General features: G+C 73.7%; 14 protein-coding genes and 1 pseudogene. 8 read left to right on the forward strand and 7 right to left on the reverse strand.

The genetic code is table 11. The annotated features are described in order from the left end of the window. The first annotated feature begins 113 nt into the window (after nt 1–113). Complete coding sequence (locus tag EDD54_RS12765) at nt 114–494, forward strand: YkvA family protein (protein ID WP_126539723.1); 381 nt, start codon at nt 114–116, stop codon at nt 492–494. A gap of 132 nt (nt 495–626) precedes the next feature. Here the strand turns inward: EDD54_RS12765 and EDD54_RS12770 are convergent, their stop codons facing one another. After that, nucleotides 627–1,601, reverse strand: coding sequence for an NADPH:quinone oxidoreductase family protein (locus EDD54_RS12770; protein WP_126539725.1), 975 nt, complete (start codon nt 1,599–1,601; stop codon nt 627–629). Nucleotides 1,602–1,704: 103 nt separating this feature from the next. Continuing rightward, complete coding sequence (locus EDD54_RS12775; RefSeq protein WP_126539727.1) at nt 1,705–2,271, reverse strand: sigma-70 family RNA polymerase sigma factor; 567 nt, start codon at nt 2,269–2,271, stop codon at nt 1,705–1,707. A gap of 382 nt (nt 2,272–2,653) precedes the next feature. Here EDD54_RS12775 and EDD54_RS12780 point away from each other — a divergent pair, with 382 nt between their 5' ends. The 4 genes and pseudogenes from EDD54_RS12780 to EDD54_RS12795 all read left to right on the forward strand — a co-directional run bounded on the left by EDD54_RS12780 (nt 2,654) and on the right by EDD54_RS12795 (nt 6,632). Further along, complete coding sequence (locus EDD54_RS12780) at nt 2,654–3,169, forward strand: invasion associated locus B family protein (RefSeq protein ID WP_126539729.1); 516 nt, start codon at nt 2,654–2,656, stop codon at nt 3,167–3,169. Nucleotides 3,170–3,295: 126 nt separating this feature from the next. Then, nucleotides 3,296–4,717 carry a S8 family serine peptidase gene (locus EDD54_RS12785; protein ID WP_126539731.1) on the forward strand — a complete coding sequence of 474 codons (1,422 nt, stop codon included), beginning with the start codon at nt 3,296–3,298 and terminating at the stop codon, nt 4,715–4,717. Between the two features lie 245 nt (nt 4,718–4,962). Further along, nucleotides 4,963–6,156 (forward strand): annotated as a pseudogene (rlmN, locus tag EDD54_RS12790) (dual-specificity RNA methyltransferase RlmN); the annotation flags it as partial. Then, entirely contained in the window at nt 6,156–6,632 is a 477-nt protein-coding gene (locus tag EDD54_RS12795) for a hypothetical protein (RefSeq protein WP_126539735.1), read from the forward strand. The pseudogene rlmN and the gene EDD54_RS12795, both read left to right, overlap by 1 nt. Here the strand turns inward: EDD54_RS12795 and EDD54_RS12800 are convergent, their stop codons facing one another. Further along, nucleotides 6,633–7,619, reverse strand: a complete 987-nt coding sequence (locus EDD54_RS12800; protein WP_126539737.1) for a DUF808 domain-containing protein — start codon at nt 7,617–7,619, stop codon at nt 6,633–6,635. Nucleotides 7,620–7,784: 165 nt separating this feature from the next. Between EDD54_RS12800 and EDD54_RS12805 the strand changes: the two genes are divergently transcribed. Further along, on the forward strand, nt 7,785–8,351 hold the full coding sequence (locus tag EDD54_RS12805; protein WP_126539739.1) for a helix-turn-helix domain-containing protein: 567 nt from the start codon (nt 7,785–7,787) through the stop codon (nt 8,349–8,351). Nucleotides 8,352–8,357: 6 nt separating this feature from the next. After that, nucleotides 8,358–8,891 (forward strand): GNAT family N-acetyltransferase, encoded by a 534-nt coding sequence (locus EDD54_RS12810; RefSeq protein WP_245515758.1) that lies wholly within the window; start codon nt 8,358–8,360, stop codon nt 8,889–8,891. 29 nt (nt 8,892–8,920) lie between these two features. Here the strand turns inward: EDD54_RS12810 and EDD54_RS12815 are convergent, their stop codons facing one another. The 4 genes from EDD54_RS12815 to EDD54_RS12830 form a co-directional block, all read right to left on the reverse strand. Beyond that, entirely contained in the window at nt 8,921–11,296 is a 2,376-nt protein-coding gene (locus EDD54_RS12815; protein ID WP_126539741.1) for an HWE histidine kinase domain-containing protein, read from the reverse strand. A gap of 74 nt (nt 11,297–11,370) precedes the next feature. Further along, complete coding sequence (locus tag EDD54_RS12820; RefSeq protein ID WP_126539743.1) at nt 11,371–12,045, reverse strand: amino acid ABC transporter permease; 675 nt, start codon at nt 12,043–12,045, stop codon at nt 11,371–11,373. A 120-nt stretch (nt 12,046–12,165) separates the two neighbouring features. Next, complete coding sequence (locus tag EDD54_RS12825; protein WP_126539744.1) at nt 12,166–12,963, reverse strand: ABC transporter substrate-binding protein; 798 nt, start codon at nt 12,961–12,963, stop codon at nt 12,166–12,168. A gap of 101 nt (nt 12,964–13,064) precedes the next feature. Then, on the reverse strand, nt 13,065–14,297 hold the full coding sequence (locus tag EDD54_RS12830; protein ID WP_126539746.1) for a pyridoxal phosphate-dependent aminotransferase: 1,233 nt from the start codon (nt 14,295–14,297) through the stop codon (nt 13,065–13,067). 241 nt (nt 14,298–14,538) lie between these two features. Between EDD54_RS12830 and EDD54_RS12835 the strand changes: the two genes are divergently transcribed. Continuing rightward, nucleotides 14,539–15,261 (forward strand): GntR family transcriptional regulator, encoded by a 723-nt coding sequence (locus EDD54_RS12835; RefSeq protein ID WP_126539748.1) that lies wholly within the window; start codon nt 14,539–14,541, stop codon nt 15,259–15,261. Nucleotides 15,262–15,269: the final 8 nt, after the last annotated feature.

The raw sequence follows: 15,269 nt of genomic DNA on the forward strand, positions 1-15,269 counted from the left end.
CCGTCCTAGCGCCGCGTCGGGGCGAAGGAAAGGCGGCCGGTCCGGCGACGCCCTTGCCGGACGCGTCGTCCGGACCCATCTGTCACGACGTCGTGAAGGAGAGAGCCGAGGCCATGACCGCCCGCCATTTCGACGATCCCGAGATCATCGGTCCGGAGGCCGGGCGCGAGAACCGGGTGCGCCGCGACTTCTTCCGCGTGCTGCGCAAGGCCGCCGCGCGCATCCCCTTCGTCGACGAGCTGGTCGCCGCCTATTTCTGCGCGCTCGACCCGGCGACGCCGACCCGGGTGCGGGCGAGCCTCCTCGCCGCCCTCGCCTATTTCGTCGTGCCCTTCGACCTCGTGCCGGACTTCCTGATCGGCCTCGGCTTCACCGACGACGTCGGCGTGCTCGCCGCCACCATCGCCATGGTTCGCGCCCACATCACCGACCGCCACCGCGAGGCGGCGAAGGCCGCGCTCGCGGACGACCCGGCCGGGCCGCGGAAGGGCTGATGCCGAGTTCGCAAAGTTCCGACCTCTGGTCGGAGCTTTGTGGGCGAGGAGCGCCCGACCGGGCGCCGGCCGCATGGCCGAAACCTCGCAAATTCCCGACAAGTCGGGGATTTGCGAGCCTGCTCCGATGCCTCAGGGCACCAGCACGACCTTGCCGCGCACGCGCCGGGCCTCGATCTCGGCGAGCGCCGCCGCGGTGTCCTCGAGGGCGTAGCGCGCGTGCACCGTTGGCCGCAGCCGGCCGGCGGCGACTTCGGCGAGCAGCCAGCGCATGTTGGCGGCCTGTCCGGCCGGGTCGCGCTCGGTCCAGCGGCCCCAGTGGACGCCGACCACGTCGATCGACTTCAGGAGCACGAGGTTGAGGGCGAGTTTCGGGATGTCGCCGCCGGCGAAGCCGATCACGAGATAGCGGCCGCCCCAGGCGGTGGCGCGCACCAGGGGATCGACGAGGTCGGCGCCGACCGCGTCGTAGACGACGTCCGCACCCGCGCCGCCGGTCAGCGCCTTGACCGCTTCCTTGGGATCGCCGGCGGAGAGGTCGACGACGTCGTCGGCGCCGAGCGCGCGCGCCGCCGCCACCTTGTCCGGGCCGCCGACGCAGGCGATCACCCGCGCGCCCATCAGCTTGCCGATCTCGACGGCGGCCTGCCCGACGCCGCCGGTCGCCCCCGTGACGACGAGCGTCTCGCCGGCGGCGAGGCGGCCGCGGTCGCGGAGCGCGTGGACCGTGGTGCCGTAGGCGACCGAGAGCCCGGCGGCGACGTCGGCCGGCACCGCGTCCGGCACCGGCACCACGACGCGGGCCGGCGCCACCACCTTCTCGCGCGCGGCGCCGTGGCCGACGTAGGCGAGCACGCGCTCGCCAACCGCGAGGCCCTCGACGCCGGCGCCGAGCGCCGCGATCCGTCCGGCGCACTCGGCCGAGGGCGAGAACGGCCGCGCCGGCTTCACCTGGTAGCGGTCGCGGATGATCAGCGTGTCCATGAAGTTCAGCGCCGCGGCCTCGACGGCGATCACCACCTCGCCGGGCCCGGCCGCGGGTTCGTCGACCTCGGCCACGACCAGGGTCTCCGGTCCACCGACCTCGTTCGAGAGCACCGCCCGCATCGCAACCCCTCTCCGCTTCCCCCGCGCCGGCAGAGTGGCGGGCGCGGCCGGCGCCGTCGACCACGACCATGGGCGATGCGGCGGATACGGAGACGGGCAGGGTTCAGTCGGTGTCGACCTCGGCGTCGGCCTCGAGCACCCGGCGCAGCCGCGTGAAGGCGAGGCGGATGCGCGACTTCACCGTGCCGAGCGGCAGGCCGCGCAATTCGGCGATCTGGCTGTGGGTCAGCCCCTCGAAGAAGGCGAGCCGGACGAGGTCGACCTGTTCCTCGGGCAGGTCGCGCAGCGCCAGCCGGATCCGGGCGTCGCGCCGGCGGGCGTCCATGGCGGCGCCGACCTCCTCGGGCTCGGACGGCAGGAAGGCCGGGTCGTTCTCGTCGATCGCCGACGAGCGGTCGCGGCGGACGCTGTCGATGCGGCGGTTGCGGGCGATCCGGAACAGCCAGGTGCCGAGCGAGGACTTGGCCGGGTCGAACAGCGCCGCCTTGCGCCACAGCGTGACCATGACCTCCTGGGTCAGGTCCTCGGCGAGGCCCGCCGGCGTGCCGAGGCGTTGGAGATAGCCGTTGATGCGCGGGGCGTAGTGGTCGAACAGCGCCGCGAAGGCGTCGCGGTCGGCGTGGTCCGCGACCTTGCGGACGAGGGCTGCGAGATCTTCGTTGTCCGGCACGAGGCGATCCGATCCACCCTGGCTGCGGGCGACACCGCGGCCGCCTTCTCGTTCCCGGCCCGCTCCCCGCGCCCCTGACGGCGCCGCGGGGTGCCGACCGGCGCTAAGCCGTTGGCCGGGCGCCCCATTGCCGCCCTATTTGCCACCGAGCGTGACGTCTGGACGGGATCATAGACGAAGGCGCCACGCCACGCCACGCCCATCGCGCGCGGGTCCGGTTCACCGCCGGACGCGGGCGGCGGAGCGGCGGGGCGGCGGGCCGCCCGCGGGGGCTTTTCCGGGAAACCGTTTGGTAACCGCTGGGGCGATAGCATCCCGGTAACCTTAACGACGGGTGGTCGGTGCCCCGGCACGGCCCTCTTGCGCGACACCAAGGTGAAGAATGACGAAAGCACGCACCCTCGCCCTGGCGCTCACCGCGCTCCTCGGCGCCGCGACGGTCGCCGAGGCCCAGCAGCCCACCCTGCTCGACCAGTTCGACCGCTGGACCGCCTACGCCTACACCTCGGGCTCGAAGGGCAAGGTCTGCTACGCCATCACCCAGCCGACGCAGACCGCGCCCAAGGGCCTCAACCGCGACCCGGCCTTCCTGTTCGTGACCAACCGGCCGAAGGAGCAGGTCAAGCACGAGTTCAGCGTCGAGACCGGCTATCCCTACAAGGAAGGCTCGAAGACGTCGGTGAAGATCGGCAGCGCCACCTTCGTGCTGTTCACCACCGGCTCGGGCGCCTGGGTCGAGAACGCTGCCGAGGAGAGCCGCCTGATCGACGCCATGAAGGGCGGCTCGGAGATGGTGGTCACCGGCACCTCCAAGCGCGGCACCGTCACCACCGACACCTATTCGCTGAAGGGCATCTCGGCGGCGCTGAAGCGCATCGACACCGAGTGCCGCGGCTGAGCCGGGGCCGGCGGCCGGTCGCCCCCCGATGCGGGTGATCGGCCAACGCCGGGATCGCGCCCCGATTGAACGGGCGACCGCGGCGTGAGAGTGTCCCTCCGTCGAATTACGACGGGGGGTTCATCCATGCATTCGTCGCTGCGCGCCATCGCGGTCGCCGCCGTTCTCGCCTTCTGCGCCGGCGCGGCGCCGGCCCTCGCGGGAGACGCGGCGCCCGCCACCGTCACGCTGAAGTTCTCGGAAGGCACCGCGCTCCGGATCCGCCAGGGCGCGGTCGTGTCCGCGGCGCCGCAGGCGGCCGCGACCGCCGGCGCCGTCGGCGGCGCCTTCTCGGCCGCCGGCGTCGACCTCTCGAGCGCCCGCCGCCTGATCGACCGCCCCGAGGCCGAGATCGACGCCGAGCGCGGCGCCGTCGCGGCCACCACCGCCGAGGCAGTGCCCGACCTCAACCTGTTCTACGTCGTGCCGGTACCGCCGGGCACCACCGCCGCGGCCTTCGCGGCGCGCCTGCGCGCGCTGCCGGGCGTCGAGAGCGCCGAACCGTCGGCGACGCCGGCGCCGCCGCCGGTCGACCTGTCGCCGAAGACGCCGTCGCTGGTCTCCAAGCAGGGCTACCGCGCCGTGCCGCCGAAGGGCGTCGGCGTGCTCGATCCGGCGAAATACCCGGGCAGCCGCGGCACCGGCGTCACGCTGATCGACGTCGAGTACAGCTGGCAGTACAACCACGAGGACCTCGAGCTCAAGTCGTCGATCAACATCGACACCGGCGCGACCGCGTCCGACCCCTTCTCCGACACCGACCACGGCACCGCGGTGCTCGGCGAGATCTTCGGCCGGAGCAACGCCTACGGCGTCACCGGCCTCGCCACCGGCGTCGCGGTCAAGGTGGCGCCGGCCAACACCACCCAGTTCGGCTACAACCCGGCGCGCGCGATCTCGCTCGCCACCGGCAAGCTCAAGGCCGGCGACGTGCTGGTGATTGAGCAGCAGTACCCGGCCTGCGGGCTCAGCGATTACGGCCCGCTGGAGTGGCTGCCCGAGGTGTTCGCGGCGGTGAAGATCGCCACCCAGAAGGGCATCGTCGTGGTCGAGGCCGCCGGCAACGGCAACGTGAACCTCGACGCCGCCGGCTGCCAGGGCCGCTTCGACCGCAAGGTCCGCAACTCCGGCGCCATCATCGTCGGCGCCGGCAGTTCGGCGGGCCGGGCCAAGATGTGGTTCTCCTCCCACGGCGCGCGCGTCGACGTCCAGGGCTGGGGCGAGAACGTCTACACCACCGGCTACGGCGACGTCTTCGCCCCGGACGTCCGCCAGCTCTACACCGCAACCTTCGGCGGCACCTCGAGCGCGACGCCGATCGTCGCCGGCGTGGTGGCGCAGATCCAGGGCGCCCTGAAGGGCCGCGGCCTGAAGCCGGCGACGCCGGCCGAGATGCGCGCCGCCCTGGTCGCCACCGGCACGCCGCAGAGCGACCCGCGCAACGGCCGCATCGGCCCGCTGCCGGCGACCGAGAAGGCGCTGCAGCGCATCCTCGCCAACCGGTCCTGAACCGCACGGCAGGGCCGCGGCGCGACCGGGTTGGGGTTTGCGCCGCGGCTTGCTATATGTGACCGACCCCCGGGAATGGCCGGGATCCCGCACGAGGGATCCGCGGCCGTTTCGTCGTGCCGGCCGCGCCGATCGGCGCGCCGCCCGCCGCCTCCGACCGCCGAAGAAGCCTGCCGATGTCCGTGACGACAGAGTTCTCGCCCCGCCCCGCGCCGTCGCCCGGCTTCGGCCACAACTCCGGCGACCGCCCCAACCTCGTCGGCATGACCCGCGAGGAACTCGGCGCGGCGCTCGTCGCCGTCGGCGTGCCGGAGCGGCAGGTGCGCATGCGCGTCGCCCAGCTCTGGCACTGGATCTACGTGCGCGGCGCCGACCGTTTCCACGCCATGACCAACGTCGCCAAGGACCTGCGCGCCCGGCTCGACGACGTCTACACCCTCGCCCGCCCGGAGATCGTCACCGAGCAGGTCAGCCGCGACGGCACCCGCAAGTGGTTGCTGCGCTTTCCCTCGCGCGGCGCCGGCCGTCCGGTCGAGATCGAGACGGTCTACATCCCCGAGGAGGGCCGCGGCACGCTCTGCGTCTCGTCCCAGGTCGGCTGCACGCTGACCTGCTCGTTCTGCCACACCGGCACCCAGAAGCTCGTCCGCAACCTCACCGCCGAGGAGATCCTCGCCCAGATCCTGGTCGCCCGCGACCGGCTCGGCGACTACCCGGACGCCACCCCGAACGCCGAGGCGGCGACGCCGTCGGAGGGGCGCCTCGTCTCCAACATCGTCATGATGGGCATGGGCGAGCCGCTCTACAATTTCGACAACGTCCGCACCGCCCTCCTTACCGCCACCGACGGCGACGGCCTGTCGCTGTCGAAGCGTCGCGTCACGCTGTCGACCTCCGGCGTGGTGCCGAACATCGCCCGCACCGGCGACGAGATCGGCGTGATGCTCGCGATCTCCCTCCACGCGGTGCGCGACGACCTGCGCGACGTGCTGGTGCCCCTCAACAGGAAATATCCGCTGAAGGAGCTGCTCGACGCCTGCCGCGCCTATCCGGGCCTCTCCAACGCCCGCCGGATCACCTTCGAATACGTGATGCTGAAGGGCGTCAACGACAGCGACGCCGACGCGCGCGAGCTGGTCCGGCTGCTGCGCGGCATTCCCGCCAAGATCAACCTGATCCCGTTCAATCCCTGGCCGGGCTCGCCCTACGAATGCTCGGACTGGGAGCGCATCGAGGGCTTCGCGGAACTGGTCAACGCCGCCGGCTACGCCTCGCCGATCCGCACGCCGCGCGGGCGCGACATCCTCGCCGCCTGCGGCCAGCTGAAGAGCGAATCGGAGCGTCTGCGCAAGAAGGAGCGCGAGGCGCTGGAGACGCTCGGCCTCACCGAGACCGACCTCGCCATGCGGGCGATGGTCGCCGGCCACGGCGAGGACTGATGCGCGCCGTCGGCCGCGTCCTGATCGCACTCGCCGGCTTCGTCGCGGCGGTGGTCGCGGCGGCGGCGTTCCTGTTCGCGGCCCGCTTCGGGTTCGGGCCGGTCGATGGCGCGGCGACGCCGATCGAACACCTCGACTACCTGATCTGGGCCGGCCTCGCCGCCTCGCACCTCGGCGCCGCCGCCTTCGTTCCGGGCTGCCTGATGATACTCGCCAGCGAGATCCTGCGGCTGCGCTCGCTGCTGTTCCACGTCGGCTTCGGCGGCGCGCTCGGCGCGGCGGCCGCCCTCGGCGTCGGCCGGATCGCCGCGGCGGCGACGTCCGAGCGATTCACCCTGCTGCTCGCCGCCGGCTTCGTCGGCGGCTTCGTCTACTGGGCGGTCGCCGGCCGCACCGCCGGCCTCGTCGGCGTCGAGACCGGCACCGTCCGGCCCGGACCGGACGGGCCGCCGGCGGCCCCACCGCCCGCGGCCTGATCAGGCGCGGCGGAAGACCCGCCGCAGCCCCTTCCACGCCGGCACCAGCAGCTTGCCGACCACCGGGATCAGCACCGCGCCGACCGCGAGGCCGAACACGCCGGAGCCGGCGGCCGAGACCAGCCACTCGACGATCCCGGCCGCGCCCTCGGGCACCGCGTGGCCGGCGGCGAGCGCGAGGTCGTGGACGAGGTGGGCCGGGGCGGCGATGCCGAAGACCTCGAGGCCGTGCAGCACGATGCCGCCGCCGACCCAGACCATGGCCGCCGTTCCGACCACCGCGAGGCCGGCGAGCAGCAGCGGCATCGCGCGCACCAAGAGCCGGCCGAAGCCGCGCAGCAGCGGCCCGGCGCCGCGCGAGCGCGCCAGCGCCAGACCGGCGTCGTCGGCCTTCACGATCAGCGCCACCGCGCCGTAGACGCCGAGCGTGATGCCGACACCGACCACGGCCAGGACCGCCGCCTTCATGACGAAGCCAGCGTCCTCGGGCACCGCGGCGAGGGTGATCGCCATGATTTCGGCCGAGAGGATGAAGTCGGTCTTGACCGCGCCGGCGACCTTGGCCTGCTCGAGCGCCACCGGATCGGCCGGCGCGGCGTCGATTTCGGCCTCGTGGGCGTGGGCCTCGTGCGGCATCACCGCCTCGAACACCTTCTCGGCGCCCTCGTAGGCGAGGTAGAGGCCGCCGACCATCAGCAGCGGCGTGATCGCCCAGGGCGCCACGAAGGACAGGAGCAGCGCCGCCGGCAGCAGCAGCAGCAGCTTGTTCTTCAGCGATCCCAGCGTGATCCGGCCGATGATCGGCAGCTCGCGGTCGGCGGTGAAGCCGGTGACGTAGCGCGGCGTCACCGCGGCGTCGTCGATCACCACGCCGGCGGCCTTGGTGCCGGCCTTGGCGGCCTGGGCGGCGACGTCGTCGATGGAGGCGGCGGCCACCTTGGCGATGGCGGCGACGTCGTCGAGGAGGGCGATCAGTCCGATGCTCAAGGCGATCTCCGGGCGGCGGGAACGGCCGCGACGCTACACGAGGCGACCGGGGCGGCGCCACTCCCGACGATGGTCGGCGTCGAGGCCCGGCGAGCGAACGCGCGCCGCCGGGCCGCGGATCCGCCCGCGCTTGCGGGGCATCATCGCGTCCATTATAGTGGATTCATGTCTACGATCATGGACGACACCTCCGCCCGCCTCGCCCGCTGCATCCGCCAGGAGCGCGACGCCCGCGGCTGGTCGCTGGCCGACCTCGCCGACCGCTCCGGCGTCGCGCGGGCGACCATCAGCAAGATCGAGCGCGAGGAGGCGAGCCCGACCGCGGTGGTGCTGGTCCGCCTCGCCGCGGCGTTCGACCTCACCCTCGCCGGGCTGCTGCTCAGGGCCGAGGGCGAGCGCGAGCGGCTGTCGCGCGCCGCCGACCAGCCGGTCTGGCGCGACCCGGAGACCGGCTACGTCCGCCGGCAGATCTTCTCGCGGCCCGACCATCCGGTCGAGCTGGTCGAGGTCGAGATGCCCGCGGGCCGCAGCGTCGCGCTGCCGGCGTCGTCCTACGCCCGGATCCGCCAGTGCCTGTGGGTGCTCGACGGCGCGATGACCATCGTCGAGGGCGAGGACCGCACCCTGCTCGGCCCGGGCGACTGCCTCGCCTTCGGCCCGCCCTCGGACGTCGTCTTCGCCAACGAGGGCGACCGCCCCGCCCGCTACGTCGTCGCCATCGCCCGGAGCTGACCCGCCGTGACCGCCGCCACCGTCCCCGCCGCCACGATCGCCCCGCTCGCCGCCACGCCGGAGACGCTCGACGCGCTCGCCGCGCTGCTGGTCGACGTCGTCGCCGGCGGCGGCTCGGTCGGCTTCATGCACCCGCTGCCGGTCGCGGCCGCCCGCGCCTTCTGGGAGCGTTCGCTCGCCGCGGCGGCGCGCGGGGAGCGCGTCGTCCTCGGCGCCTACGTCGACGGCGCCCTGGCGGCGACGCTGACGCTGCTGCTCGACTTTCCGCCGAACCAGCCGCACCGCGCCGAGCTCGGCAAGATGATGACGGCGCCCGCCCATCGCGGCCGCGGGCTCGCCTCGGCGCTGATCGTCGAGGCCGAGGCGCTCGCCCGCCGCCACGGCCGCGACCACCTGATGCTCGACACCGCCTCGGACGGCGGCGCGTCCGCGCTCTACGAGCGCCACGGCTTCCGGCTCGCCGGCGAGGTCCCCGGCTTCGCGCTGAAGCCGCACGGCGGCCTGACCGGCACGCGCTACTACTACAAGCGCCTCGACTGACCCGCCGCGGCCCGCGCCGATCCAAGGTTTCACCCGTCCACCGCGATCCGGCAGGTCACCCCCTCGGGGCCGTAGGTCACCGCACCGCCGCCGAGGCCGCGCAGCGTCGCGGCGACCAGCCGGGTGCCGAAGCCCTCGGTGGTCGGCGGCGCCGGTGGCCGCGAACAGGTCTCGGCCCAGACGGCGTCGAAGCCCGCACGGCCGCCGTCGCGGCGGGTCCAGCTGACGCGCAGCCGGCCGTCGGCGTCGGCGAGGCAGCCGTGCTTGACGGCGTTGGTGGCGAGTTCGTGGAACAGCAGGCAGAGCGACACCGCGGTCTCGGCGGCGACGTCGACGTCGGGGCCGGACAGGGTCACCGCGCCGGTGGCGGCGTAGGGGCTGAGTTCGGCGACCAGCAGGTCGCGCAGCTGGACCCGGCCCCAGCCGTGCTCGGTCAGCACCACGTGGGTGCGCGCGAGCGCCTCCAGCCGGGCGGTGAACTTCTCGACGAACACCGCCTTGTCCGGCGTCGTCGCCGCCGTGCGGGTCGCGATCGCCTGCACCGTCGCCAGCGTGTTCTTGACCCGGTGGTTGAGCTCGGCGACCAGGAGGTCCTGCCGCCGCGCCGCCCGCTCGCGTTCGGTGACGTCGACCGCGGCGACGAGACGGAGCGCCCGGCCGTCCTCGGCCGGATCGAGCGGCACGACGCGGAAGTCCCAGATCCGCTCGTCGGCACCGGCGCCGAGATGGGCCTCGCCGACCGGCACCGCGTAGCCGAACGGCCCGCGCGCGGGATCGGCGACCGCGGGCGCGCCGAGCGTCGCGGCGGCCCAGTCCGCGGTGGTCGGCGTGGCGTCGGCCGGGCGGCGCGACATCTCCCACCACGCCCGGCTCGCCTCCAGGATGAGCCCGCCCTCGGCCTCCAGCATCAGAGGGAACGGCACCGAGGCGACCGCGACGCGCAGCCGTTCCATCGCGACGGCGAGGGCGGCGCGGTCCTGGTGCTGCTCGGTGACGTCGGCGAGCACGCCGATCGCCCGCATCGGGCGCCCCTCGCCGTCGCGGATCAGGCGGCCCTCGGTGCGCACCCAGCGTTCGGCGCCGTCGTCGGCGCGCAGGATCCGGAACTCCGAGACGTAACGGTCGGGACGGTCGGGACGGTAGAGCCGCTCGTAGGCCTCGACAACGCGGGCACGGTCGTCGGGGTGGATCAGCCCGGCGAAGACCGCGGGATCGGCGGGCGCGTCGGCGGCGACGCCGACGATGGTGCGGTATTCCGGCGACCAGACCCGGCGCCCGGAGCCGACGTCGACGTCCCAGGTGCCGATGCCGCCGGCCTGGAAGGCGAGGCGCTGGCGCTCCTCGGCGATGGCGAGCGCGCGCTCGCGCTCGTCGAGCCGGGCGGAGGCCGAAGCCATCGCGGTGCCGACGGCGTCCGCCTCCGCCATGCCGGTGCGCGCGAAGGCGAGCGGCCCGTCGACACCGAGCCGGCCGGCGAGGTCGGCGAGCCGGATCACCGGCCCGGAGATCGAGGCGGCCACCCGCGCCGCGCCGATGGTGCCGATCGCGATGATCACGAGCGCCCCGGCGCCGCCGAGGGCGAGCGAGCGGTAGACGTCGGCCGTGAGTTCCGCCGCCGGCACGACGACCGCGACCGACCAGCCGGCGTCGATGCGGCGGAAGGCGGTGACGACCTCCTCGCCGTCGAGCGACCGGGTCCTGAGCACGCCCTCGGGCGCGGCTCGCACGGCGTCCACGTAGGGAGGCGTCGCCGGCCGGCCGACCACGTCGTCGCCGCCGCGGGTGCGGGCGACGACCTGGAACGCTCCGTCGACCACCACGGCCGTCCAGCTTCCCGGCAGGCGCTGTTCGAGCAGCAGCCGGCGCAGCACGTCGGGCTCGAAGGCGTAGGAGAGGTCGTAGGCGAGCCGGCCGTCGACGAAGACCGGGCTGTCCACCACCAGCACGGGCCGGCCGGCGACCGCGCCCGGGATGAGGTCGCCGACCACGGTCCGACCGGCCTCGAGCTCGGGCCACAACGCGTCGATTCCGGCGGGATCGCGCGGCAGCGGCGTGCCGCGCGGCTTCAGCGTGTTGACGAGCTGCTGGCCGGTGCGGTCGGAGAGCACGATCCAGGCCGGCTCGCCGCCGAGGGCGCGGCGGGCCGCCGCGTCGAAGGCGTCGAGGTCACCGCGGGCGAGGCTGTCGGCGATGGCGAGGGCGGCGTTGAAGGCGGCGGCCTGGCCGAGCTGGCGGTCGATCGCCATCGAGAGGGCGCGCGCGGTGTCCTGGAGCTGGCGCTCGAAGGTCGCGCCTGCGCGGCGGTGGGCGTCGGCGACGAGCCACGCGGCCGCGAGCAGGCTGGCCGCCACCAGGCCCGCGGCGAGCAGCGCGAGCCTGCCCTTGACCGTCCTCCAGCCTCCCACCTCGCGACGCCCCCCGAGAACAAGACCGCTGGAAACGCGCGACGGCCGGAAAGGTTCCCGCGGGCCGCGTGAAATCAGCGCGTCCGGTCGGCGAGCAGGCGACGCTCCAGCCAGGCGACGAGCCGGACCAGCGGCCACAGGAAGGCGAGGTAGATCAGGGCCGCGCCGATCAGCGGTGTCGGGTTGGCGTGCAGCGCCTGCGCGTCCGTCGCCTCCTTGAGGAGTTCGGGCAGGGCGACGGCGGAGGCGAGCGAGGTGTCCTTGAACAGCGAGACGCAGTTGCCGGTGGTCGGCGGCACGACGAGGCGGAAGGCCTGCGGCAGCACCACCTTCCAGAGCGTCACCCGGAACGGCAGGCCGAGCGCGGCGGCGGCCTCGAACTGGCCCTTGGAGATCGCCTGGATGCCGGAGCGGAACACCTCGGCGGAATAGGCCGCCATCACGATCGACAGCGCCAGCGTCGCCGACGTCCACGACGACAGCCGGATCCCGACGAAGGGCAGCGCGTAGTAGATCAGGATCAGCACCACCAGCACCGGCGCGGCGCGGAAGACGTCGACGTAGACGACGATCACCGCCCGCACGGCCTTCGGGCCGTAGAGCCGGCCGAGCGCCAGCACGAGGCCGGCGAAGAGGCCGACGACGATCGCGGCGCAGCCGAGCAGCACCGTGGTCACCAGACCGCGCAGCAGCGCCGGCAGCGCGGCGACGAGGACGGAGCCGTTGAAGAAGGTGTCGAGGAGCGTCATCGGCGTCCCGTGCGGACGATGGGGCCGTGTCGGCGCCCCCGCCCGAGGGGGCGCCGGGCCGCTCGAGGAGGGCGGCCGGCGGGCGGGGAAGGCCCCGCCGCCGGACCGGGACGCGGACCGTCAGGGCGTCGGGATCGGACCCGGCGTCACGGTCGACGAACCCGCCGGCGCGTCGGTGCCGAACCACTTCTTGTGGATCGCCGCCAGGGTGCCGTCGGTCTTCATCGCGCCGATGGCGGCGTCGAGCTGGGTGAGCAGCGGGTGGTCCTTGCGCAGCATCAGGCCGTATTGCTCGCCGGTCTTGATGCGCTCCTTGACCGTCAGGTCGGTCATCTTCAGGAAGGCGTATTCCATGCCCGGCACGTCCGAGACGGCGGCGTCGATCCGGCCGGCCATCAGGTCGAGCAGGAGGTCCTGCTGGGCGTTGTAGCCCTTGATCTCGGCGATGCCGAGCTTCTCCTGGTTGTCCTTCAGCCACTTCTCGCCGGTCGAGCCGGAGAGGCCGCCCGTGACCTTGCCCTTCAGGTCGGCGGCGCCGGCGACGGCGCTGTCCTTGCGGGTGGCGATGCCCATGTCGGCGTCGTAGTAGGCCTGGGTGAAGGACTGGCTGGCGAGGCGCTCCTTGGTGATGGTGATCGAGGAGATCGCCACGTCGATGCGGCCCGACGCGGTGGCCGCGAACAGCGCCTGGAAGCCGAGGTCGGAGATCTCGACGCCCTTGCCGATGCGCTTGGCCGCCTCGGTGGCGATGTCGACCTCGAAGCCCTCGAAGCCGCCGGCCTCGGTCTTGTACTCGAACGGCGGATTGGACGGATAGGCGCCGACGACGAGGTTGCCCTCGGCGAAGGCGGGCATGGCGAGGCCGGCGAGCGCGAGCGCGGCCGTGAGCCCCAGGACGGTGCGGCGGTTCGGCATCATCGTGTCATTCCCCTCTCCTCGCGGCGCGTCCGACCAGCCGGACGCGCCCCCTGTCGCCATGCGGCCCGCCCCGTCTTCGCGCGGGTGCGGCGCCGGCGGCGTCACCGGTCGCCCGGTCGGCTCCCGCCGCCGAGCGCGCCGACCATGCGGTCGAGCGCCACGGCGAGCTCGCCGGTCTCGCGGAACACGCACATCCTGAGGAAGGCCCGCGACGTCGCACCGAACAGGTATCCGGGCGACAGGCCGACCCTGGCTTCCTCGATGATCCTGCGGCAGGCGGCGGCCGAGTCCTCCTCGCCGTCGAGGCGGAAGAAGGCGTACATGCCGCCACGCGGCTTGACCGGCAGCCGGACGCCCGGGATCCGCGCCAGCCGGTCGTAGGCGAGGTCGAGGCCGTCGCGCACGCGGGTGCGGATCTCCTCGACCAGCCCCTCGCCGCGGGTCAGCGCCGCGGCGGCGCCGGCCTGCGCGAAGCCGGCGGTGCCGGAGTTGACGTACTGGGTCATCGCGGCGACCTGCGGCGCGATCCGCGAGGGATGGGTCAGCCAGCCGACCCGCCAGCCGGTCATCGCCCAGGCCTTGGAGAAGCTGTTGATCGTGATCACCCGGTCGCCGTCCTCGGCGATCTCCAGCATCGACGGCGCCGAGCGGCCGGCGAAATAGAGCCGGTTGTAGACCTCGTCGGAGATGATCCAGACGCCGGTGCGGCGCGAGAAATCGAGGAGCGCTCGCAGTTCCTCCTCCGTCGCGGTCCAGCCGGTCGGGTTGGACGGCGTCGACAGGAAGATCGCCCGGGTGCGGGCGTCGCAGGCGGCGAACAGGCGGTCGAGGTCGAGGCGGAAGTCGTCGTCGAAGCCGAGCGGCACCGGCCGCGGCTCGCCGCCGACGAGGTGGATCGCGTTGTGGATGTTCGGCCACTGTGGCGAGACGTAGACGACGTTGGTGCCGAGGTCGACCAGCAGCTCCAGCGCCATCAGGAGCGCCTGCATGCCGCCGGGCGCGACGGTGGAACGGTCCGGCGCGATCGGCCGGCCGAACAGGCCGCTCTGGTAGGCCGAGAGCGCCTCCACCAGCGGCGCGGCGCCGCGCATGTTCGGGATGTAGAAGGTCTCGCCGGCGTCGAGCGAGGCCTTGGCGGCGTCGCGGATGAAGGCCGGGGTGACGATGTCGCCCTCGCCGTACCAGAGCGGGATGACGCCGCCGACCTCCTGCGCCCGCACCGCCAGCGCGGCGATGTTCTCGGTGCGCAGATCCTGGATCTGCGGCCGGATCCCGGTCAGCGGATCGCGCTCCGGGTGGTTGGCGGGATGGGTCGGCGCCGGCTTGGACGACATCTTGGAACCGGGATCGGACGGGGCGTGGCGCGGCCGGGCCGCGGGGGACGACGACGATCCTGCGTCAGAACCGTATACCGTTCAAGATTGAAATTTCGGCGCCGTCCTCTTGCCGGCGCCCGAAAAATCGCCCTACCCTCGCGCTGCGGGTGGCGACTTCCGATCTCATCGGGATCCGAATGCCCGTTCCGGCCCCGGAATGGCCGGATAATCGTATACGGAATCGACGAGGTCCTCGGCAATGGACACGGGCGGCGCCGCCATCCCCCGACGGAGCGAGAGCCTGCGGGCGCGGGTCTACGACGACCTGATCGACCGCATCCGCCGCGGCGCCGTCGGCCGCGACGACCGGCTCGTCGACACCGAGATCGCCGCCCGGCTCGGGGTGTCCCGGATGCCGGTGCGCGAGGCGCTGCTGCAGCTGACCAACGAGGGCTATCTCGTCGGCACCACCCGCGGCTTCATGCGGCCGAAGCTGACGCTCGCCGACGTCGCCGACGTCTTCGAGGTGCGCCGGCTGCTGGAGCCGCGCGCCGCCGCCCACGCCGCCCAGGCGCTCGACGCCGACGGACTCGCCCGGCTCGACACCGCCCTCGCCGCCGCCCGGGCCGCGGTGACGGCCGGCGACACCGACGGCCTCTTCCGCGCCAACGTCGCCTTCCGCGACGCCTGGACCGGGGCGGTGCGCAACGTCCGCCTCACCGCCGCGATCGCGCGCTTCGTCGACCACGTCCAGGTGGTGCGCCTCGCCACCCTGTCCGACCCGGCGACGCAGCCGGTCGTGGTCGAGGGCCTCGCCCGGCTCGCCGACGCCTTCCGGCGCCGCGACGGCGTCGCCGCCCACGACCGCATGGCCCGCTTCATCGACACCGCCGAGGAGTGCTTCGGCCGCCTCGCCGCCGTCGACGCCGACGGGGCGATCGACTTTGCCGGTTCGATCGCCCCGTCGGCGGCGGCGGGCTGACCGAGGGA

This window comes from Oharaeibacter diazotrophicus, from assembly GCF_004362745.1.
GTDB lineage: Bacteria > Pseudomonadota > Alphaproteobacteria > Rhizobiales > Pleomorphomonadaceae > Oharaeibacter > Oharaeibacter diazotrophicus.